The organism is Roseobacter litoralis Och 149 (assembly GCF_000154785.2).
Lineage (GTDB): Bacteria > Pseudomonadota > Alphaproteobacteria > Rhodobacterales > Rhodobacteraceae > Roseobacter > Roseobacter litoralis.
Genome location: NC_015730.1, coordinates 4,320,064 through 4,340,931 on the forward strand (window position 1 = coordinate 4,320,064; position 20,868 = coordinate 4,340,931).

Annotated in this window: 23 protein-coding genes; 11 read left to right on the forward strand and 12 right to left on the reverse strand. The window is 58.6% G+C overall.

What is annotated here, in order from left to right; all coding sequences use genetic code 11:
* Positions 1 to 97 precede the first annotated feature (97 nt).
* The gene (locus RLO149_RS20680; RefSeq protein ID WP_013964035.1) at positions 98 to 1,339 is read left to right on the forward strand and encodes an MFS transporter; all 1,242 of its coding nucleotides are present in this window, start codon (positions 98 to 100) and stop codon (positions 1,337 to 1,339) included.
* Here the strand turns inward: RLO149_RS20680 and RLO149_RS20685 are convergent.
* From RLO149_RS20685 to RLO149_RS20710, 6 genes are all read right to left on the reverse strand, one after another.
* Positions 1,336 to 2,259 (reverse strand): alpha/beta fold hydrolase, encoded by a 924-nt coding sequence (locus tag RLO149_RS20685; RefSeq protein ID WP_013964036.1) that lies wholly within the window; start codon positions 2,257 to 2,259, stop codon positions 1,336 to 1,338. The two genes, RLO149_RS20680 and RLO149_RS20685, sit on opposite strands and share 4 nt — an antisense overlap.
* A complete protein-coding gene (locus tag RLO149_RS20690) occupies positions 2,256 to 3,179 on the reverse strand; it encodes an ornithine cyclodeaminase family protein (protein WP_013964037.1) in 924 nt (307 codons plus the stop codon). Before RLO149_RS20690 ends, RLO149_RS20685 begins: the two co-directional genes overlap by 4 nt.
* A complete protein-coding gene (locus RLO149_RS20695) occupies positions 3,176 to 3,808 on the reverse strand; it encodes an HAD-IA family hydrolase (RefSeq protein WP_013964038.1) in 633 nt (210 codons plus the stop codon). The genes RLO149_RS20690 and RLO149_RS20695 overlap by 4 nt, the downstream gene beginning before the upstream one ends.
* A 20-nt stretch (positions 3,809 to 3,828) precedes the next feature.
* Positions 3,829 to 4,284: a YaiI/YqxD family protein gene (locus RLO149_RS20700; RefSeq protein WP_013964039.1), complete on the reverse strand. Its 456-nt coding sequence runs from the start codon at positions 4,282 to 4,284 to the stop codon at positions 3,829 to 3,831.
* On the reverse strand, positions 4,281 to 5,111 hold the full coding sequence (gene fghA / locus RLO149_RS20705) for an S-formylglutathione hydrolase (RefSeq protein WP_013964040.1): 831 nt from the start codon (positions 5,109 to 5,111) through the stop codon (positions 4,281 to 4,283). The genes RLO149_RS20700 and fghA overlap by 4 nt, the downstream gene beginning before the upstream one ends.
* Positions 5,112 to 5,180: 69 nt before the next feature.
* A complete protein-coding gene (locus RLO149_RS20710; protein WP_013964041.1) occupies positions 5,181 to 6,110 on the reverse strand; it encodes an AEC family transporter in 930 nt (309 codons plus the stop codon).
* 285 nt (positions 6,111 to 6,395) lie between these two features.
* Between RLO149_RS20710 and RLO149_RS20720 the strand changes: the two genes are divergently transcribed.
* The 3 genes from RLO149_RS20720 to RLO149_RS20730 all read left to right on the forward strand — a co-directional run bounded on the left by RLO149_RS20720 (position 6,396) and on the right by RLO149_RS20730 (position 9,175).
* Positions 6,396 to 7,013 carry a TetR/AcrR family transcriptional regulator gene (locus tag RLO149_RS20720; protein WP_013964043.1) on the forward strand — a complete coding sequence of 206 codons (618 nt, stop codon included), beginning with the start codon at positions 6,396 to 6,398 and terminating at the stop codon, positions 7,011 to 7,013.
* 83 nt (positions 7,014 to 7,096) lie between these two features.
* A complete protein-coding gene (locus RLO149_RS20725) occupies positions 7,097 to 8,758 on the forward strand; it encodes a Y-family DNA polymerase (RefSeq protein WP_044025470.1) in 1,662 nt (553 codons plus the stop codon).
* A 69-nt stretch (positions 8,759 to 8,827) separates the two neighbouring features.
* Positions 8,828 to 9,175, forward strand: coding sequence for a DUF2794 domain-containing protein (locus RLO149_RS20730; RefSeq protein WP_013964045.1), 348 nt, complete (start codon positions 8,828 to 8,830; stop codon positions 9,173 to 9,175).
* A gap of 12 nt (positions 9,176 to 9,187) precedes the next feature.
* Here the strand turns inward: RLO149_RS20730 and RLO149_RS20735 are convergent, their stop codons facing one another.
* From RLO149_RS20735 to RLO149_RS20745, 3 genes are all read right to left on the reverse strand, one after another.
* Positions 9,188 to 9,982, reverse strand: a complete 795-nt coding sequence (locus RLO149_RS20735; protein ID WP_013964046.1) for a C40 family peptidase — start codon at positions 9,980 to 9,982, stop codon at positions 9,188 to 9,190.
* Positions 9,979 to 11,361 (reverse strand): leucyl aminopeptidase family protein, encoded by a 1,383-nt coding sequence (locus tag RLO149_RS20740; protein ID WP_013964047.1) that lies wholly within the window; start codon positions 11,359 to 11,361, stop codon positions 9,979 to 9,981. The genes RLO149_RS20735 and RLO149_RS20740 overlap by 4 nt, the downstream gene beginning before the upstream one ends.
* Before the next feature lie 63 nt (positions 11,362 to 11,424).
* Positions 11,425 to 11,805, reverse strand: coding sequence for a hypothetical protein (locus RLO149_RS20745; RefSeq protein ID WP_013964048.1), 381 nt, complete (start codon positions 11,803 to 11,805; stop codon positions 11,425 to 11,427).
* Positions 11,806 to 11,950: 145 nt separating this feature from the next.
* Between RLO149_RS20745 and RLO149_RS20750 the strand changes: the two genes are divergently transcribed.
* From RLO149_RS20750 to RLO149_RS20775, 6 genes are all read left to right on the forward strand, one after another.
* Complete coding sequence (locus tag RLO149_RS20750) at positions 11,951 to 12,601, forward strand: carbonic anhydrase (protein ID WP_013964049.1); 651 nt, start codon at positions 11,951 to 11,953, stop codon at positions 12,599 to 12,601.
* Positions 12,602 to 12,681: 80 nt separating this feature from the next.
* A complete protein-coding gene (locus RLO149_RS20755) occupies positions 12,682 to 13,659 on the forward strand; it encodes a sodium-dependent bicarbonate transport family permease (RefSeq protein WP_013964050.1) in 978 nt (325 codons plus the stop codon).
* A gap of 4 nt (positions 13,660 to 13,663) precedes the next feature.
* Positions 13,664 to 13,975 carry a P-II family nitrogen regulator gene (locus RLO149_RS20760; RefSeq protein ID WP_013964051.1) on the forward strand — a complete coding sequence of 104 codons (312 nt, stop codon included), beginning with the start codon at positions 13,664 to 13,666 and terminating at the stop codon, positions 13,973 to 13,975.
* 36 nt (positions 13,976 to 14,011) lie between these two features.
* On the forward strand, positions 14,012 to 14,422 hold the full coding sequence (locus RLO149_RS20765) for a hypothetical protein (protein ID WP_013964052.1): 411 nt from the start codon (positions 14,012 to 14,014) through the stop codon (positions 14,420 to 14,422).
* 122 nt (positions 14,423 to 14,544) lie between these two features.
* Positions 14,545 to 16,392, forward strand: coding sequence for a glycerophosphodiester phosphodiesterase family protein (locus tag RLO149_RS20770; protein WP_013964053.1), 1,848 nt, complete (start codon positions 14,545 to 14,547; stop codon positions 16,390 to 16,392).
* On the forward strand, positions 16,389 to 16,943 hold the full coding sequence (locus tag RLO149_RS20775; RefSeq protein WP_013964054.1) for a hypothetical protein: 555 nt from the start codon (positions 16,389 to 16,391) through the stop codon (positions 16,941 to 16,943). The genes RLO149_RS20770 and RLO149_RS20775 overlap by 4 nt, the downstream gene beginning before the upstream one ends.
* Before the next feature lie 77 nt (positions 16,944 to 17,020).
* On the opposite strand, the gene RLO149_RS20780 is transcribed toward RLO149_RS20775, so the two are convergent.
* Positions 17,021 to 18,043 (reverse strand): aspartate-semialdehyde dehydrogenase, encoded by a 1,023-nt coding sequence (locus tag RLO149_RS20780; protein WP_013964055.1) that lies wholly within the window; start codon positions 18,041 to 18,043, stop codon positions 17,021 to 17,023.
* 152 nt (positions 18,044 to 18,195) lie between these two features.
* Here RLO149_RS20780 and RLO149_RS20785 point away from each other — a divergent pair, with 152 nt between their 5' ends.
* On the forward strand, positions 18,196 to 19,347 hold the full coding sequence (locus RLO149_RS20785) for a DUF3095 domain-containing protein (RefSeq protein WP_013964056.1): 1,152 nt from the start codon (positions 18,196 to 18,198) through the stop codon (positions 19,345 to 19,347).
* On the opposite strand, the gene RLO149_RS20790 is transcribed toward RLO149_RS20785, so the two are convergent.
* Complete coding sequence (locus RLO149_RS20790) at positions 19,344 to 20,114, reverse strand: HpcH/HpaI aldolase family protein (RefSeq protein ID WP_013964057.1); 771 nt, start codon at positions 20,112 to 20,114, stop codon at positions 19,344 to 19,346. The genes RLO149_RS20785 and RLO149_RS20790 overlap by 4 nt on opposite strands.
* A 78-nt stretch (positions 20,115 to 20,192) precedes the next feature.
* A complete protein-coding gene (locus tag RLO149_RS20795; protein WP_013964058.1) occupies positions 20,193 to 20,867 on the reverse strand; it encodes a winged helix-turn-helix domain-containing protein in 675 nt (224 codons plus the stop codon).
* Between the last annotated feature and the right edge of the window lies 1 nt (position 20,868).

Genomic DNA, 20,868 nt, shown 5'->3' on the forward strand with positions numbered 1-20,868 from the left:
GGCGGGTGATATCAAGAATTGTGCGGTGGGCATAAAAACTGCTGATTTGACGTTTTGATCCGACATCGTAGTCTGCCCACACATCAAGGATCACATTTTGCCCAAACCCGCCCCACTTTTCACGCCGGTTCTGATTGTTGGCTGCGCGATCATCATCGTCAGCTTTGCGATCCGGTCGACCTTTGGCGTGTTCCAGATTCCAATTGCTGAGGAGTTTGGGTGGCTGCGGGCCGAATTCTCCCTTGCGATTGCGATCCAGAACCTGGCCTGGGGGATCGGTCAGCCGCTTTTCGGCGCGCTGGCAGAGAAGATTGGCGACAGAAAGTCGATCGTGCTCGGTGCCATCATTTACGCGCTGGGGCTTTTGCTGTCGGCAGGGGCCAGCACGCCTATTGAGCATCAGCTTTATGCGTGGCTCTTAGGCTTTGGGATTGCGGGCACCGGGTTTGGCGTGATCCTCGCCGTTGTGGGGCGTGCGTCCTCTGCCGAAAACCGGTCCATGTCGCTGGCGATTGTCTCTGCGGCAGGCAGCGGTGGGCAGATATTTGGACCGCCCATCGCGGAATGGTTGCTGTCTTTCATGTCGTGGCAGGCGACTTTTGTGGTTTTTGCTGTCGCGATCCTCGCCATTCTTTTGACGCTACCGATGATGCGCGCACCGGCCATGGCCACAAAAACCGACCTTGAGGAAAGCCTCAAGGAGATCCTTGGCAAGGCCTTTCGGGACCCGTCTTTTACCTTCATCTACCTCGGGTTCTTTTCCTGCGGGTATCAGCTTGGGTTCATCACGGCGCATTTACCCGCCTTTGTGACCGAGCTATGCGGTCCGATCATGCCGGGTGGTATGCTCGACAGTATGGGGATCAGTACGACCTCTGCATTGGGGGCGGTGGCTATTTCCCTCATCGGGCTTGCCAATATCGCGGGTACGTTGCTGGCTGGTTGGGCCGGTAAATACTATTCCAAGAAATACCTGCTGGCCGGAATTTATACGGCGCGAACGGTTGTCGGGGCGCTGTTCATCATGTTCCCGATCACACCGACGAGCGTCATTCTTTTCTCGCTCGCCATGGGGTCACTGTGGTTGGCGACCATTCCGCTGACCTCGGGGCTGATCGCGCATATCTACGGGCTGCGCTATATGGGCACTCTGTATGGTATCGTGTTCCTGAGCCATCAGTTGGGGGGCTTTCTGGGCATCTGGCTGGGTGGGCGCATGTATGATGTCTACGGGGATTATACGCTGGTGTGGTGGATCGGTCTGGCCGTCGGGGCGTTCAGCGCAGTCATACATCTGCCGATACGCGAACGGCGGCTGGAAGGGTTGCAGACCGTTTAGGCATCCTTTGCAAGAAAAGGCGCAAGCAGGGCGTCAATTTCATCGCAATGCGTATAGGTCAGCCCATGACCTGCGTCCGGGATTACCCGTTGCTCGGCGTTTGGGTTCCATTCAGCAAGCTGATCCTTGGCGGCCAAGGGGATCACATCATCCGCTGCACCCCAGATCGCCATGACCGGAACCTTCTGCTGCGCCAGTGAGGCATGTTCAGCCGCAAGACCATCGCTCAGCATACCAAGCAGGCTGGAGTGGACCGCCGGGACAAAGCCACGCCACGTCAACTCGGCATGCTGCAGCGCATTGATCCCCGGCACGCTGGATGGCACATGCGCCTCTGCGCGCAGGCCCTTGCGCAGGATCGACGGGTAAAGGGACAGCATGACCCAGCGTCCCAGAACGGCGTTTTGCACCGCCGCTTTGAACAGGCCCGACCCGACCGGGCGCATCCCGGCAGGGGCCAACAGGACCATCCGCCGGATATCCTGCGGTCGATCCGCCGCAAAGAGGGCCGCAATCGCCCCGCCCATCGAATAGCCGATCACGGTTATGTCCGTTCGTACCCCTTGACTGGCCAGCAGGTCGTTCAACTGCTGCAGGAAAAATGCGGGGTTCTGCACGCCTTTGGGTCGGTCGGAGTAGCCGCGCCCGTATAGGTCATAGGTCAGAACACGAAACCCCCGCCGCTCAAGCGCAGGGCGCAGACCCTGCCAGACAAAGCTCGGCGTTGTCAGCCCGTGGATGCAGACGATGACAGGGCCCTCTGCCGGGCCGGACCATTGATAATGCGTGACCCCTTGCGACAGCTCAATAAACGCGCCCGGGGCCGATTTGCGCGCGGCGGCGTTCATGGGGCGGCGCAGGGCCTCGATCACAAAGGGTGCTGCCGCAATGCCCGCCAGTAGCAGCAGTGCCCAGATCATGCGGCCTGTGCCTGCCAGCGCTCCAGAATGAAGCGGCTGGTCATGAGGTCCAGATGCGCGCCACCGCCATTCTTGAACAGGGTGATTTCATCGTCGCTCTGGCGTTTGAACGATTCCGGTGCATAGTAATCCGCCACGATCTGATCGGCACTGAACGCGCCTGCCGCAATCGGAATTTTTAACTCGCCAATGTGATCGACGGTCGTGTCAAGGCTGTCGACAAAAACGCGGGCCCGCTGCAGGGCATCGTCATCGACCTCGCGCATATCGGGTCGGTAGGCCCCGATCAGATCAATGTGCTGACCCGGTTGCAGCCACGCGCCACGGATCAGCGGCGTGGTCGTCATGGTCGCCGCCGTTACGATATCTGCGGCCCTGACCGCTGTTTCCAGATCCTCAGCGATGGCGATGCTGGGGATTTCGCGGGCAAGCTGCTCTGCGTTCTGCGCGGTGCGGTTCCAGACGGTAAACTGCGCGTCCGGGAAAAGCGCTGAATAGGCGCTGTGCAGTGCACGCGCCTGTGTGCCTGCGCCCACGATCAGAATGGTGCGGCTGTCGGCCCGTGCCAGACGGCGCGCGGCCAGCAGGCTGTCCCCGGCGGTTTTCCATTTGGTCACAAGGTGGAAATCGACAATCGCCTCCAGCGTGCCGGTCTTGTCGCAATAGAGCGTGACGCCGCCATTGACGCTCGACAGCCCCTGCGCCGTGTTGCCGGGGAAGATCGTGGCCGACTTGACCGCAAGGCCCAGACCGTCGATCCACGCCGCCCGGTTCAGCAGCGTATCAGGGTCGCGGTACAAAAACGTGTCGGCAATTTCAGCCTTGGGCAACAGGTGGCCTGCGGCCAAGGCATCCGTCAGCCCAATCCAGTCCAGCACTGCCTCCCCTTCAGAAAAGGGGATGATGGGAATGGTGGTCATGCGGCTTCTCCGGGGTCGAGCAATCCCGATGCCACCAGCCGGTCGGCCCAGCCTTGCGGCCCTTCAAACAGATGGGTTTGCCAGCCAAAACCCTGTGCGGCGGCGATATTGTCATCGCGATCATCCGCAAACAGCAGTGCGTCGCCCTTGATGCCTGCGGTCGCCTCAACCTGAGCGTAAATTGCGGGGTCGGGCTTGATCATGCGCATATGGCCCGAGATGAAATCGCGATCAAACTCGCGCAGGAACGGGTAATGCGTTGCGGCATGATCATAGCTTTCCACACCAAAATTCGTCAGCGAAAACACCGGCACCCCCTTGGCCTGCAGTGCTTTCATCAACCTGACGGAATGGTCGATCACGGGTGAGGCCATCTCGATCCACCGATCGTGCCACATCCGGATTTCCGCCCGCCAGTCGGGGTATTTATCGGCCTCGGCATAGATCGTGTCGGTGAAGTGTTCGCCGAGGTCGATACGCTCGTTCATCGCATGCAGGTCCAACGCCTCGAACATGGCGCGACGGCGGTCCTCGCCGATGGCACGGTCGTAAAATCGGTCCGGATCCCATTCGATCAATACATTCCCCACATCGAAAATGACGGCCTGTGGTGTCGGGTTATCGCTCATATCGGCTTTCTTTCCTTGGGTTAGGCCAGCGTGGCGGCCTTGCGCAAAGTGCGTTCCAGCCCGTCGAGGAACCGGGACCGATCCGCCTTGCCAAAGCTCTTGCCACCGCCTTGCCGGAATGGATCAGCGGCGCGCAGGTCTGTCATCAGATCGCGGCTGGCCAGCACATTGCCGATATTGGCCGAGGTGAGCGCTTCGCCATTGTGTTTCAGCACCAGCGCGCCCGCCTCGATACACTTTGCGGCCAGTGGAATGTCGCCTGTCACGACCACATCCCCGGTGCCGCAGCGATCCGCGATCCACATGTCTGCCACATCCGGCCCGTCCGGCACGATCACGGTTTCCACCAGCGGGTTTTGCGATGGCCTTAACCCGCCATTGGACACGATATACACCTTGACCCGGTGCCTTGTGGCAACGCGCTCGGCTTCGGATTTGACCGGGCAGGCATCCGCGTCGATGTAAAGCGCTGTCATGCGTAAAGCGCGTCGGCGTGAAAGGCGATGTGTTCCTCCATGAAGGTGGCGATAAAGAAATAGCTGTGGTCATAGCCCGGTTGCAGCCGCAGCACCGCCTGTTGACGGCGTGTATTGACCGCTTCGGCCAGCGCTTCGGGCTGGAGCAGATCAATGAATTGGTCTTTGGTGCCGGTATCCACCAGCATCGGCCCGTCAAAGCCCTTTTCGCGCATCAAAAGCGTCGAATCATGTGCGGCCCATGTGCTTTGATCATCGCCAAGGTAGGCGCCTAGCTGTTTGCGGCCCCAGTCACTGGCGGTCGGATGAGAGATCGGCGCGAAGGCAGAGACGGAGCGGAAACGCCCCGGCAAGGACATCGCAATCGTCAAAGCGCCATGCCCGCCCATGGAATGGCCCGTGATGGCCTGCCGCTTCATGTCGAGCGCAAAATTCTGCTCCAGCAAATTTGGCAATTCCTCGGTCACATAATCCCACATCTTGAAATGCGACGACCAAGGAGCTTGCGTGGCGTTCACGTAAAACCCCGCACCTTGTCCCAGATCATAGGCGTCATCATCGGCCACGCCCTCACCGCGTGGTGAGGTATCGGGAAAGACCAGCGCGATGCCGTGCTCTGCCGCCCAGGACTGCGCACCGGCCTTGATCATCGCGTTTTCATGCGTGCAGGTCAGGCCCGACAGGAACCACAACAGCGGCACGGGGCCGTCCTGTGCTTCCTCCGGCAGAAACAGACCGAACGTCATGTCACAATTGCAACTGGCCGATGTGTGAGAATAGACACCCTGTGTGCCGCCGAAACAGGCGTTTTCAGAAATCGTTTCCATTGCGGGTCTCCCTTTTGTGTTCGCTCATTGGCTATCGCGTGATCCGCCCGTCGGCAAGCCCCCGAGCTTTCATATCGGTGCCACGAGGCCAATGACAAAGCTAACGGATACGATGCTGATCACGGTAGACACCAGAATGGCGGCGGATACCCGGTGCGATGCAACGCCGTAATGCTGCGCCAGAATATAGACATTGCCTGCAACAGGCAGCGCGGAGGCTGAGATGACAACGGCGGCGGTGTAGGGGTCGACCGGGAACAGGATGATCACACCGATGGCCACAAAAAGCGGGTGCAGCACCAGTTTGCAAAAGCTGAGCCAGCCCGCGATCACAAGCCGCTCTGCCGATTTTGAGGCCAGTGAGGCACCGATGGCGAACAGGGCACCGGGGGTCGCGGCCCCACCCAATATGGTCAGAAAGTCGTTCATCGGTGTGGGGATCGGAATGGCAAGGGCGGACCACAAAAGGCCGGAGGTGATCGCGAGGATCATGGGGTTTTTGACAAGCCCCAGCGCAATCGTGCGCAGGATACGCAGGCTGAAGCGCCCGTCGCGTGACCCGGTGATCAGGATGACAATCAGGCTGGAAAACACGATCAGATCAACGGCAAGCGCCATCATGATGACGCCAATCGCAGCCTCGCCCAGCAACAAAGCAAGCATGGGAATGCCAAGAAAGCCAACATTGCCGATGGCTGCGCATTGCGCCTCGACCGCGACCGTTGCCACATCAAGCCGGCGGATCATGCCCACGATGGTCGCGATCAAATAGACAGCAACGGTGCCCAGCAGATAGCCGCTGACAAGGTTCGTGTCCCACACATCCGCGAAAGAGAGATTCGCGGAAAACCGGAACAACATCGCGCTGAGGGCAAAGTAAAAGACGAATTTCGTCAGATAGGCGGTCGCCTCTTCGGTAAAGAACCGAATGCGACCGGCCCAATAGCCCAGGCCGATCAGCGCAAAGAACGGGACTGTCTTAAAGAAGATTTCAATCATACCGACACGCCGGGCGTGTTTCCCTTTCTGTGGTCTGGTCCGGTCAGGCAAACTGCTTTCTGTGTCTTATCACTTGATGCGTGATGCGCCAGAACGATGTGCGCATTATTCTGATCACATCCAACGGATTGTCCCAAACAGAACGGGCGCACAGGGTCCAGCACCAGCGTTGTTAACAGATGCAAATAGGTCGCCAGACATTCAGACACTAAAGCAATTTGTATTTTCTCCTTGGGAACTGAACCGTTCGGTTTATAGTTGAGGCCTCTGGCATCCGAGGACCCTATGACTGTTGCAACTCTGGCGATCCGCAAGGGACGAAAATTCGATCAGGTTCTGGATGGGGCGCGCGACGTCTTTATGGCGGATGGCTTTGAGGGGGCCAGCGTGGATGAAATCGCGCGCGTGGCCAATGTGTCAAAAGCAACCTTGTACAGCTATTTCCCGGACAAACGACTGCTGTTCATGGAGGTTGCAACCGCCGAATGTCAGCGTCAGGCCCGCGGCGCGATGGACAAGATTGATATGGAGGCCTCTCCGCAAGATGTGCTGGCGCAGACGGGGCAGCATTTCCTGCGGTTTATCACGTCAGATTTCGGACAAAAGATTTTCCGGATCTGCGTCGCTGAATCCGAGCGGTTCCCGGATCTGGGGCAGAAGTTCTATAATTCGGGCCCAGCGATTTTCCGCACCGAAATGGCGGCCTATTTCAAGCACGCCGAAGCGCGCGGGCAATTGCGCATGTCTGACCCTCTCATGGCGGCGGATCAGTTCGGCGAATTATGCAAATCAGACGTCTGGCCGCGTCTGATCTTTGGTGTGATTGACAAGGTCAGCGAGGCGGAAATCATTCGCGTGGTGGACAGTGCCGTCGAAACCTTCATGGCGCGATACGGCGCTTGAGCGGACTCGACTCGCCCCTGTCACAGGGCTAGATATGTTGAGAACAAAATAAGAACAAACGAATCTGTCTGGTCGCTGCTGCCATGAAAACCCGACGTATCCTCTCCATCTGGTTTCCGCATTTCGGGGCGGATCGGCTTATGCGGCGCAATCCGCAACTGGCCACTGTGCCTTTGGGTGTGGTCGAGGAACAGCATAACAGCCAGGTGTTGACCTCTTTGAGCGCGGCAGCCGCGCAGGCCGGTCTGCGTGTGGGTCAGCCGGTGCGCGATGCCCATGCCATGTGTGAAAAACTGGTGACACGGGCGCGCAGCCAGCCAGCCGAGGCTGCATTTTTAACTGCATTGCAACGCTGGGCCGGAAAATTCAGCCCATGGGTTGCGCCCGAAGGGGATGACGCGCTGGTGATTGACCTGACCGGATGCGCGCATCTTTTCGGGGGCGAGGAATCGTTGTTGCAGGTGGTGCAACAGGATTGCGAGGATCTGGGGCTGTCGGTGCGGATGGGGCTTGCGGATACCCGTGGGGCAGCGTGGGCATTGGCGCGCTTTGCCGGGCAATCCGCAGGGTCGCACCGCACAGGCGACGCCATTGATCAGGAAGCCCGCGCCACACGCTCACGCGCCAGCAAGCGCCGACATTGGACCAAAGGTGGTGCGGCCCCTGTTGTCACGCCGGGACCTGCGGCAGGGGCACACCCTATTTCGGCCCCGGGGCAGACCTATTGCGCGCTGAGCCCTTTGCCTGTGGCGGCGCTGCGGCTTGATGCTGAGATGACATCGCAGCTGTCCCGTCTTGGTATCCGGCGCGTCGGTGATCTGCTGGGCCAACCGAGGGCCGTGCTGGCCCGCAGGTTTGGCCGGGGTCTTGTGATGCGGATGGATCAGGCGATGGGCTCTGCCCCCGAACCGGTCTCGCCCGCGCGCGCGCCTGCGCATTTTGCCGTCCGCATGACCCTGCCGGACCCCATCGGGCTGGAAAGTGATTTGCTGGCGGGGCTTGACCGCTTGCTGCCCCGGCTGTGCGAAAGTCTTGAGAAAAAGGGGCGCGGGGCGCGCCGTGTTCTGTTTCAGGCCTATCGGACGGATCACGACATACAATCGGTTGAGGTGGGGCTGGCGCGTGCCGCGCGCGAACCTGCGCAGATCAAACCGCTGATTGCGCTCAAGCTGGGCAGTATCGACGCAGGCTTCGGGATCGACATGCTCCGGCTCGAAGCGGTGCAGACCGAACCGATCCACGCCCGCACCCCGGTGGGGCATCTTGAGGCAGGTGCCGCAGTGAGCACCCGTCTGGCCAGTAACACGTCGATGGACGATCTGATCGGGCGGATTGGCGCGCGCGTCGGGCTTGAGGCGATTACGCGGCTCAAACCTGCCTCCAGCCATATCCCTGAAAAGGCCTCAACCGTCCACGCCGCGGCATGGTCGACCCCTTTTGACGGGCCATGGCCCGACCCGCCCAACCCGCGGCCCCTGCTGATCTGGCAGCCTGAACCCGTACAGGCCCCGGACAGCCCGAAAGTACCCGATGTCTTTCGCTGGCGGGGGCAGCGCCTGCGCGCTGTCCGGGCGATCGGGCCAGAACGTATCGCGCCCGAATGGTGGCTGGATGATCCCAACTGGCGCAGTGGTGTGCGGGATTACTGGAGCACTGAGACCGAAGACGGCCAGCGGTTATGGTTGTTCTATGCCCATGGGCATCTGATGTCTTCGGGATGGTTTTGCCAAGGTACCTATGCCTGAGAGGATGTTCTGACGCGCCTGCGCATTTCAGAGCTTGATTCGCGTGGAAAAGGGCGCAACTCTGGCCATATGAATTACCATGTCCCCCCGACCAGCACCCTTCATCAGATGCCGCCCAGTCAGGTTGCTTTTCACCGCACAGAGTTATCCGTGATCCTGTCGCTTTACGGGCGGTTTGTGGCAGCGGGAGAATGGCGTGACTACGGAATTTCCTGTCTCAAGGATGTTGCCATCTTTTCGGTATTCCGCCGCACCGCCGAGACGCCGCTCTATCGTATCGAAAAACGTCCAAAGATGCGCGACAAGCAAGGGATGTATGCTGTTGTCGGGATGGATGGGCAGATCATCCGCCGGGGTCATGATCTGAAAAAAGTACTGAGGGTGCTGGAACGCAAACTCATTCGCGCCGTCGAGTGACCATTGCCCCCGTCAGGTGGGCATTTCCAGCCTTTTGAATTCTGTCGGCACCCCGTCGCCTTGCATTTCAATTCGCGCCAAGGCGTCTGTGATGGGTTCAGTTGTCACCAGCATATGCCCGGCATTCGCATGGATCAGCGTATCCTTGTCCAGAACCAGCGCCACATGACCTTTCCAGAAAATCACGTCATTGCGTTGTAACGCTGAACCGGGCGGCAACGTTACGCCAAGCTGTTTTTCCTGTTGGTCGCTGTCACCGGGACAGGCGATGCCACAGGCCAGACAGGCCGCTTGCACCAGACCGGAACAATCAATCCCGAGATGCGCGTTTCCGCCCCAGAGATATGGCACCCCCAAAAAGAGTTCCGCGATTGTGGCCGGGTCGGTGGCGCGCGCTTCTGCTGGTCGCACATGTTGCCTCGGGACAAACCCCTGCGGCGTCTCAACAAAGGTTGCGGTTTCTGAAACGACATTCAGCCCGGCACCAAAGCCCACATGCATCAGGTCCGGTGATTTGAAATTCGCCTCCGCATAGACATGCGTGGCACGGCTTGTGACACGGTGCGTCACCGGATACACCGACCCTAAAGCAATATCGGATACCCATCCGCAATACCCGTCCTTTTGTGCCCGGATCAGGCTGTGATTTTCCATACGCCCCAGTATGGTCGCACGCTCGCCAAACAGAACCTGCCTGTCGCGCGGTCCCGCAGGGTTTTGATGCAAATCGGCGACGGGCACCTTAATCTGCGCAGGTGTGTCGAGGGTCACATGGGCCGGATCAGGCGTCACGCGACGATCTGTCATGACGTTTGCATGGCTTTAATGACCTCCAGCAAGGCGCGGGTCGCCTGACCTGCGCCACCCTTCGGGCGTCCCGGCGCATCGCTCGGGTTCCAGCCATAAACGTCAAAATGCGCGTAGGCGCTTTCGCCCACGAATCGTCGCAGGAAAAGCGCTGCGGTGATGGAACCGGCAAACCCGCCTTTTGGCGCGTTGTCCAGATCCGCAATTCCCGGTTCAATCATCGATTCGTAAGGAGTGTGAAAGGGCATGCGCCAAACCGGGTCGCATTGGCGCGTGGCAGCGTTTTCAAGCGCGGTAACAAAATCAGGATCGTCGCAGTAATAAGGTGCCAGATCAGGACCCACAGCAACACGGGCCGCCCCGGTTAGCGTCGCCATCGAGATGATGAGGTCTGGCGCGCCTTCCTGTGCGTAGGTCAGCGCGTCGGCCAGAACCAGACGCCCCTCTGCGTCGGTGTTGTTGATTTCAACGCTCAGACCCTTGCGCGACGGCAGGATATCGCCCGGTCGAAACGCATTGCCAGCCACTGAATTTTCAACAGCCGGAATAAGGACGCGCAGGCTGATGTCAGGCTTGGACGCCATAATCATATGCGCCAGTCCAAGGACATTGGCCGCCCCGCCCATGTCCTTTTTCATCAAACCCATCGACGCGCCCGGTTTCAGATTCAGCCCACCGGTATCAAAACACACGCCCTTGCCAACCAAGGTGATCTTGGGTCCGCTGTCGCCCCATTTCATGTCAATCAGGCGTGGCGCGCGATCCGCCGCGCGCCCGACCGTGTGGATCAGCGGAAAATCCTGCGCCAGCAAGTCATCGCCAAGAATAACCTCGATCGATGCGCCATGCTGTTGGGCGAGGTCTTGCGCTGCGGCTTCAAGATCCGGGGGGCCCATGTCATTTGCGGGCGTATTGATCAAATCCCGGGTCAGTATTTCAGCCTGCGCAAGGATTTCCAGCCGTGCGGTATCCAGCTCCTCAGGCCGCGTGAGCTTCGCCCCCATGGCGGTGGTTTCGCTGTAGCGGCCAAACCGATAGGCGGCCAAAAGCCATCCCAGAACTTCCATGTCGGCATTGGTTTCCGGCAGGCCCGATGCGATCTTATAGCACGCTGCGGGCAGTTTGCTTGCGGCAGCCGCCAGATGAAAACGTCCCCGTGCGCGCGATTTCGCTGTGCCATATCCCGCAAGCGCCATCAGTGGTAAACCAGCATCATTCGGGATCAGTAAAACCTGCCCGATCCGCGCCGCGAACCCATTCGCGGATACCCATGCCTGAACCGCTTGGGGCTGGTCGCCCAACCACACCTCAAGCGAGTCTTCATCTATGATGTGTAGCGGAATTGTCTGATCGTCAGCATCGGCAAACAGGGAAGTCATAAGAGGGCGCCTTTCAAAAAATCGCCCTCGCAGCCTAGTCTGATCTGATGGCGGCGCAAGGGATCAGATCGTGATGTCCTGCAAGTCCCAAATGGCGCTTAACGATTGCTCGCCGATCCGCAACAGCCTGCCGAGCGTCGCTGCCACGGCTGGACCATCATTGCCATCCAGCGCTTCGATGACGTCGGCCGCGACGCGGGCCAGCACCAACATGCCGATCTGTTCTGATATCGCGATCAGGGAACGGGCGCATTTGCGTAGATCGTTCGCCTCGCCCGCCGCGTGCAGCCGGCTGCAATGCGAAAGCCGCAGTGCCAGCTCTTCCATCGCGCGGCAAACAACGTCCTCTGCACCGGCCTCACCGAGCTGCGCATATAGCGCGCTGAGCCTGTCCTGGCAGACATGCACCTTTTCATTTAGCCTGATCTTCAGGACATGATCCATTTTTCTCACCCTTTATTGCCCCCACGGCACGAAGAGTTTTCGCGCGAAATTCTGACTAAAGAGTTGAGACAGATCAATGTTTCCTCTCGAATTTTTGGATAATTGCAGGTAATCCTCGTGGGACAGAGGTTGAAAGTCGTAAAATATGGATCAAGCCAAACCGCTTCCAGGCTATCTGGTGCAGCGTTATCACGGGTGGAAGGCCACCGGGTATCAAGAAAACCAATCATGGTACAAGCAGCTGGCGCGTGGTGGTCAACACCCCCGTGCGATGGTGATTTCCTGCTGTGACAGCCGTGTGCATGTCAGCGCCCTTTTTGGTGCCGATCAGGGGGAGCTGTTTATTCACCGCAATATTGCCAGCCTTGTGCCACCTTATGAACCGGATGGGGATCCACATGGGACGTCGGCGGCGGTAGAATATGCCGTCACCATGTTGAATGTGGCGCATGTGATCGTTCTTGGGCATTCGGGCTGTGGCGGCATACAGGGATGCATCGATATGTGTCAGGGTAATGCACCGGACCTCGAAGAAAAATCGAGCTTTATCGGCCGGTGGATGGATATCCTCAGGCCAAGCTATTCCCTTGTTGCCGCAGAAAACGATCCTGAAATACAGGCGCAGGCGCTGGAAAAACAATCGGTGCTCGTCAGTCTGCGCAACCTGATGACTTTCCCCTTTATCAGCACCCGTGTCGACGGCGGTTTGCTCACGTTGCACGGGCTTTGGACCGACATCGGCGAGGGCAGCCTTGAGGTGTTTCACTCCGATGATCAGGCCTTTCATGCAATTTGAAAGACGGTGAATACAGATCAGGACCTTGATCGTACCGGCAAACAGTCCTAAACGCCTCAGGACCAGCAACGGAGGCGCTCGTGGACCAAATTTTATCACTGGCAGCCAACAACCTGTTGTCTCCGATCATTTTGTCGTTTGTTCTGGGCGTCGCCGCCTCTTTGGCCCGTTCTGACCTCAGCGTGCCAGAGGCCGCCGCCAAGGCCCTGTCGATCTATCTGCTGTTCGCCATCGGCTTTAAGGGTGGGGTCAGCGTTGCGGCACACGGGGTGGATGCAAAGCTTGGCCTGACCCTGCTGGTGGGAATCATCCTTTCCGCGGGCCTGCCACTGATTGCTTTTGGTTTGCTGCAGGTCATGACAAGGCTCAGCCGACTGGATGCTGCTGCGGTCGCGGCGCACTACGGGTCGATTTCTATTGTGACCTTTGTGGCCGCCACCTCGGTGCTGCAAAGCAGTGGCATCGCCTATGAAGGGTACATGGTGGCGGTTGCTGCGGCCATGGAAGCCCCGGCGATCCTTTCAGCGCTTTGGCTGATCTCGCGCGGCGGAGATGGACGCCGCATGGACAAGGATCTGTGGCGCGAAATCATGCTGAACGGGTCCATCGTACTGCTGGTCGGCGCGTTTTTTATCGGCTGGATCACCGGCGAGGATGGTCTGAGCGAAATCTCAAGCTTTATTGTTGCGCCGTTCAAAGGGGTGTTGTGCCTCTTTTTGCTGGATATGGGCCTTGTTGCGGGGCGTGGTCTGCGCAGCCGCAGCGGCGTTCTCACATCCGGTGTGTTGGCGTTCGGCCTGCTGATGCCTGTGGTCGGCAGCAGCCTTGGAGCGGTCTTTGGCCTGTTGCTCGGGCTGTCTACGGGGGGTGTCGCGCTGTTGATGGTACTGTCTGCGTCGGCATCCTACATCGCTGTGCCAGCGGCCATGCGCGTGGCCTTGCCAGAGGCTGACCCCTCCATCTACCTGACGCTTTCTCTGGGCGTCACATTTCCCTTTAACCTGACGCTGGGCATCCCGTTATATGTGGCCGTTGCCTCTGCGCTGACAGGAGTCTGAGCCCGTGAAAACACATCAAGCCAAACGCGTCGAAATCACGATAGAAGCGATCATGCAGTCGCGCCTCACGGATGCGCTGAGCGCTGCGAAGGTCACAGGCTACACGGTTTTGCCTGTTCTGGGTGGGTCCGGGCGGTCTGGTGAGTGGGTGCGTTCCGGCGAGATCGGTCGCGCCAGTGGCATGGTGCAAGTTGTGTGCATCATTCGACCGGAGCGTCTGGATGGGCTGTTGGAAGCTGCTTTTGCCGTGGTGGACAAGCATATCGGCGTCGTTTCGATAATGGACTGTGACGTCGTGCGCGCAGAGCGTTTTTAACCCTTTATAAACTATGTTTAAGCAAATCTGCCCGCTATGACGAAGCACGCCATTACCCTCCAGCTTTCTGATGATCTTTTCAAAGCCGTCCATGACCTTGCCACGGAGCAACAGGGGACGGTTGCCGAGGTCGTCGAACATCTTGTGACCGAACATCTGGGGAGCCCGAAAAGCCCGGCCCGCAAACTGCCACGCGCGGGTGATAAGCTCATATTTGCCCTGCAAAAGCTGCTTTTTCGCGACATGGCTGAGGCCCGCGACTGGGCTGATCTGGATGATCGGATGCGCAAGCACGGGTACTATATGAAGATCACGTTGGGTGGATTGGCCTTACATACCGAAACCAGCGGCAAGCGGGTCTGCCATACGCATGACCTTGGTTTTTCCTATGGAACTTTCGTGCGCCGATTCGGACCCGGCAAACCCAAGGACCCGCGTGAGCTATAAAGACGTGGCACGCGTGATCGGGATATCGCGGTGATTCCGAATATTATCCTGAGCAGTGCTTGCTTATTGGGCATGTTCCTGTTGTGCTGTTTTCAAAGTTCGGGATTTTTATCAGGCGAGGTATGACCTTGGTTTGGGACGCTGTGATCAGCTACAGGCAGGCGCTTGCGCTGTGGTTCCCGCTGCTGTGTGTTCACATGTTCGTGCGGTTGATTATCGCGGCGGTCTTGGTCCCGTTGATTGCGGCACTGCTTGCGATCACATTGTCCTTTTCCGACCAATCCGCCCTCACGGATCAGGATATCGCCCGGTTTTTATTGACGCCGGTAGGGGCAATCGGAGCTGTCGTGATTGCGTCACTGGTCATCGTTGCTGCGACCATTGATATCGCCGTCATGACCGCCGTCTTGCGATCTGATCAGCGGGGTGCTGGCAGGGCATTGGCGGCTGCTTTCGGGTTCCTGACCAGATCACTGCCGCGACTGGCTGTATTTGCCGGCCACCTTCTGATGCGCGTTTTGATAATATCTCTGCCGTTTCTGCTGGTCGGTGGCGCTATTGCGCTGTTTCTGCTGCGCGACTTTGACATCAATTACTATCTGGCCAACCGCCCCCCTGCGTTTATGACCGCCATCGCCTGCGGTGGTGTGATTGCCATAGCACTGGGTTTTTTACTATTGGAGCGGTTATCCGCATGGGCGGTTGCGCTGCACATGAGCGTGTTTGATCTTGTGCCGGCAAAAAAAGCCTTTCGTAACAGCCGTGAAAAGATGCGCGGCCATCGGTTTGATCTCCTGAAACGAATTATGTCCTGGCTTGTGCTTCGGGCTGGGGTGGCTTTTGTCCTGATTGGGTTCATCGGGTTTTTGCTCGCTGAAATCCCTCCGTTTTTTAGTGGAAACCTTGCCCTGTTCTTTACCGTCACAGCGGTTCTGATCGGCATATGGGTTTTTGTGAACGCCGCTTTGAGCGCGATTGCCAATGGGGCCTTGGCCGATATCCTGAACGAGGAGTTTGAGCGCTGCCTTGAGGCGCGCGCGGCCAAAGATGATGCCAGAGCCGAAGCCTTTTCACCCCGCCTCGCCCTGTTGCCTGTGTTGGCTGTGCTGCTCGCGGTGGGCAGTCTGTTTGTTGGGGGTACGGCGTTCAATCAGGTCGGCGGTGTTGAGCAAGTGGATGTGATCGGTCACCGGGGTGCCGCGGCGAGCCGTCCGGAAAACACGATGGCGGCCGTGATCAAGGCGATTGAGGACGGGGCCGACTGGGTCGAAATCGATGTGCAGGAGACTGCCGACGGTGAGGTTCTGGTAGTCCACGACAGTGATTTCATGAAAGCGGCAGGTGTTAATCGCAAGGTCTGGGATGTGACCATGGAAGATGTCGCGCAGATTGACATCGGCACGTGGTTCGATCCCGTCTATGCGGATGAACGGCCCCCCTTGCTGCGCGATGTGCTTGAGGTGGTCAAAGACCGCTCCAAGCTGATTATTGAGCTGAAGTACTATGGCCATGACGTTGATCTGGAAAACCGCGTGATCGCCTTGGTCGAAGCGGCGGGTATGCAGGATCAGATTGCAACGATGTCACTGAAATACCCGGCGGTGCAGAAAATGCGGGCATTGCGCCCGGATTGGCGCAGCGGTGTTCTGGCAGCGACCGCTGTGGGTGATCTGTCTGGCCTCGACGGTGATTTTCTGGCGGTCAGTGCCGGGCGCGTGTCAGCGCGTTTACTGGCACAGGCGCAAAGCGTGGGCAAAGACGTTTACGCATGGACCGTCAATGACGCGGTATCGATGTCGCGGATGATCTCGCTCGGTGTGGACGGGTTGATCACAGACAAACCCAAACTCGCGCGCGAGGTCATCGCCTATCACAAAACACTCAGCACCCCGGAACGTCTGATGCTGCGCCTTGGCGACACGATCGGATTTGCCTTTGACCTCACCCCCGAAACCGGGGACGAAATATGAGAGCTACCGTTTTCATCTTAGGGCTCGTGGTGCCTCAGGTTGGACTGGCGCAAGAGGATAACGCAATGGCCAAGGTACAGCGCGGGCTTGAGATGCCATCCCACCGCGCCCTGCAATCGGTGATCTCTGACTCCGAGTTGTCTGTTTTTGAAACGGATGGATGCAGCGGCGGCATGTCATGGAGCTGGCGCGTGGTGGCCGATCTCTTTCCTGACTTTGAAGCAGCGCAAGGCGCGCACCCCCCTTGGGAGCAATGCTGCGTCGCTCACGACCGCGCCTACCACAACGCGGCCGGAGTCACGTCCGCAGACCAGAGTTTCGAGGCGCGTCTATCGGCAGATCAGGCGTTGCAGGCCTGTGTCGTCGAACAGGGTGAGGCGCAGGTCAAAGACCTCGCCCTGCGCTATGATGTCGGTGAAGACAACATCCGGCTCGCCTATGACATGATCGCCACGTCTATGTTCAACGCCGTCCGTTTTGGGGGCGGGCCGTGTTCCGGCCTGCCTTGGCGTTGGGGGTTCGGATATCCGGGGTGCATTCCGGGGCTTTGATCCGGCGCGCAGGTTCGAAGCTGGCGAAAAAAAACCGCCGGTTTGACCCGACGGTTTTTCCAAGTGCCTTGGGTAAATCAGCCCTTTTTCAGGACCCGGTTGCCCAGTAGTTCAGCGATTTGCACCGCGTTGAGTGCCGCGCCCTTGCGCAGGTTGTCGGACACACACCACAGGTTCAGACCATTATCAATCGTGGAATCCTGACGGATACGGCTGATGAACGTCGCGAAATCGCCAACGCATTCGACGGGCGTCACATAGCCGCCGTCCTCGCGTTTATCGATCACCATGACGCCCGGTGCTTCGCGCAGGATTTCGCGGGCCTCGTCTTCGTCAAGATGGTCTTCGAACTCGATATTGATCGCTTCGGAGTGGCCGACGAATACGGGCACGCGCACGCAGGTTGCCGTGACCTTGATCTTGGTGTCGATGATCTTCTTGGTTTCAACGACCATTTTCCACTCTTCTTTGGTGGTGCCGTCTTCCATGAACACATCAATATGCGGGATCACGTTGAACGCGATCTGCTTGGTGAATTTCTTCGGTGGCTTGTCATCGGTCGGATTGTAGATGGATTTGGTCTGGTCCCAAAGTTCATCCGCCCCTTCCTTGCCCGCGCCTGAAACCGACTGATAGGTCGAGACAACAACGCGTTTGATGGTCGCGCGGTCATGCAGTGGCTTGAGGGCCACCACCATCTGCGCGGTCGAACAGTTCGGGTTGGCGATGATGTTCTTCTTGGCATATCCTAGAATCGCATCGGCGTTCACTTCGGGCACGATCAACGGCACATCCGCGTCATAGCGGTACAGTGACGAGTTATCGATCACCACGCATCCGGCTTTTGCCGCTTTGGGTGCATATTTCTTGGTCGCCTCGGACCCAACGGCGAACAATGCCATGTCCCAGCCCGTGAAATCAAACGTATCAAGGTCCTTCGTCTTGAGCGTTCTTTCGCCAAAGCTGACGTCTGTCCCCAGTGATTTGCGTGACGCAAGCACAGCAATTTCGTCCACCGGAAAGTGGCGTTCAGCAAGAATGTTCAGCATTTCGCGGCCCACATTGCCTGTGGCACCCGCAACAACGACGCGGTAACCCATCTAAATACTCCAATGTGTTTGATGTGATGGTGGGCGCGTCTTATACCGCTCAGCCCCCTGTGGAAAGGGCCGTCGTGCCTGCCTGTGCTGCGGCATAGAGTGCGCAGGTCGTTTTGTGATACGTGGAACATGGGGCAAAGAGGTGCAAGTCTATGGTTTCTCACCATCAGGGGGATAATTTTTACGATGGCTTGCCGCGTGAAACGAGCTTTGATCACCTGACGGACCTTGGTCGATACACGCCCTTGCCGGATGATTGGCAGATTGGCGTCGCTGATATCGTGAATTCCACCGGAGAAGTCGCCGCCGGGCGATATAAGACGGTCAATATGGTGGGGGCGGCGGTCATATCAGCGGTTATGAACGCGCTGGATGGGCAGCCGTTTCCATTCGTCTTTGGTGGCGACGGAGCCGGATTTGCAATTGGCCCGTATGATGCTGCGGCGGCACAACAGGCATTGGCGGCGGTCGCGGTTTGGGCGCGCGCAGAATTTGACATTGGCATGCGGGTGGCATTGGTGCCGGTGGCCGACGCGCGCGCTGCGGGTCACGATGTGCAAGTCGCCCGGTTTCAGGCCTCACCGGGGGCGGATTATGCGATGTTTGCCGGCGGCGGGCTGCTCTGGGCGGAAACGGAAATGAAAAGGCAGCGCTATGTCGTTGCCCCTGCCGCTGCCGGGACGATACCGGATTTGACCGGCCTGTCGTGCCGTTGGGCCCATATGAAAGCGCGCAACGGCAAAATCCTGTCACTGGTGGTCGCCGCAATGCCAGGAGCGGACGCCGCAGATGTGGCGGAGGTCTATAAGCAGGTCATTGATGTGGCGGAGCAGTTGGACCGGGGCGGTCATCCGGCCCCTCAGGTCGGCATGGTCTCACGTTGGCCACCGGCGGGTGCCACGCTTGAAGCGCATGCCGCGCGCGGGTCCGGATCGCTGGGTGCCGCGCGGCGCAAGGCGCTGTTCGAAGCACTGGTCGCTTGGGTCCTGATCCGTACCGGGCTGAAAATTGGCGGGTTTGATGCGCGACGCTATGCGCGGGTTGTTGCGGATAACGCTGATTTCAGAAAGCTGGATGACGGGTTAAAGATGACGCTGGATTGCGATGCAAAAACCCAGACGCGCCTGCAAGCGGTCCTTACCGCTGCGGCTGATCGGGGCATCGTTCGCTTTGGGATGGCCACACAGGACGAGGCCATGATGACCTGTATCGTTCCGTCGATCCTTACCGACGACCATCTGCATTTCATTGATGGGGCAGCGGGGGGATATACGCAGGCGGCCGCGCAGATGAAGACGCGTTAACCTTGTTTCCACTTGGCAGCGATTGATTTCCCGGTGTTCAAAAGCATCGCGATATCCATGGCAACAGCAACAAACCGGGCACCGGCATCCAAGGACGCCTTGATCATACCGTCGTCTGTGGTCAGAATACCTGCGGCCTTGCCGCTGTCGCTGATCCGCTTGATGGTTTTCAGGATTGTCGCCTGCATGTCCGGGTGCATGGTCTGCCCAAGGTATCCGAGGCTTGCAGACAGATCTGCCGGGCCAATGAACACACCGTCAACGCCATCGACCGCAAGAATAGCGTCGAGGTTATCAAGGCCGGTTTTATTCTCAACCTGCACCAGCAGGCACGTCTGCGCATCCGCGGTCGGGCCATAGTTTTCGATCTGGCCAAAGCCTGATGCACGCCCCACCGCGTAGCCCACGCCACGCCTGCCCTCCGGCGGGTATCGGCAGGCGCGCACGAGTTCCTGCGCCTGCTCCGCGGTTTCCACCATGGGCACGAGGATCGTCTGGGCCCCAAGGTCGAGCATTTGCTTGATGATCCACGTCTCGCCCACCGGCACGCGGATGATAGGGTGGCTGTCACTGCTTTTCAGCGCGATCATCTGGTCGCGGATCGAACGCACATCATTGGGCGAATGCTCGCCATCAATCAGCAACCAGTCAAACCCCGCATTGCCCAATATCTCTGCGGTGTAGCCCTCGGCCATGCTCATCCAGCAGCCAAAAAGCGTCTCCCCTTCGGACAGGGATTTTTTGAACGTGTTCAGTGGCGCGGACATATCAGGCTTCCTTTTTGGGGTATTTGCGGGGTCTGTTCTGGACGTTCACGCGCTGAAACACCAGTGCAGCGCGCGGTTTCAGATAACTTTGATCACGTCCTTGTCGATGGCGAGCATATAGCCACGCCGCGCGATGTTCTTGACCAACAGCTCTGATACGATCTGGTTGCCAAGCGTGTCGCGCAAGCGTTTGATCCGTGTGGCGCCTGCGGCCTCTTCGCAATCGATCGCCTTGCGCCCTGAAATCATGCCTTCGATCTCTGAACCGGACAGAACATCGTCATCCATGCGCGCCTCAGCAAGGACCGACATCGTCTCCATCGCGGCGTCGGTCAGTTTGAAGCCCAGATTGTTGAGGTAGACCGTGTTTTCCTCGCGGCTGATCAGCAGCGAATTCACCTGTATGCCGACCCGTTCGATCTGCGCCATACGCCGGTTGAAACCGACCAGCATCACCAGAAAGACCAGTGCCGCGATCAGCATGGCCGTGGCAAAGACCAAAAGCACGAATATCACCACGCGGTAACTCATCAGGGTTTCAGAAAAGGCGGTGCCGGATTGTGCGAGAATCTCAAGCAGTTTGATTTCCGCCTGCGTGGTCAGATCGTCGTTCTCCACAAATAGCTTTTCAACGCGGGCATTGAACGCATTCGCATCCGGCAAGGCCCAGAACAGCAGGGCGACCCCGACCGCAAGAATGGCGAGAATTCCCGCAATGCCATACCCAACGATCCGCCCACCCGAGCGGCGCATG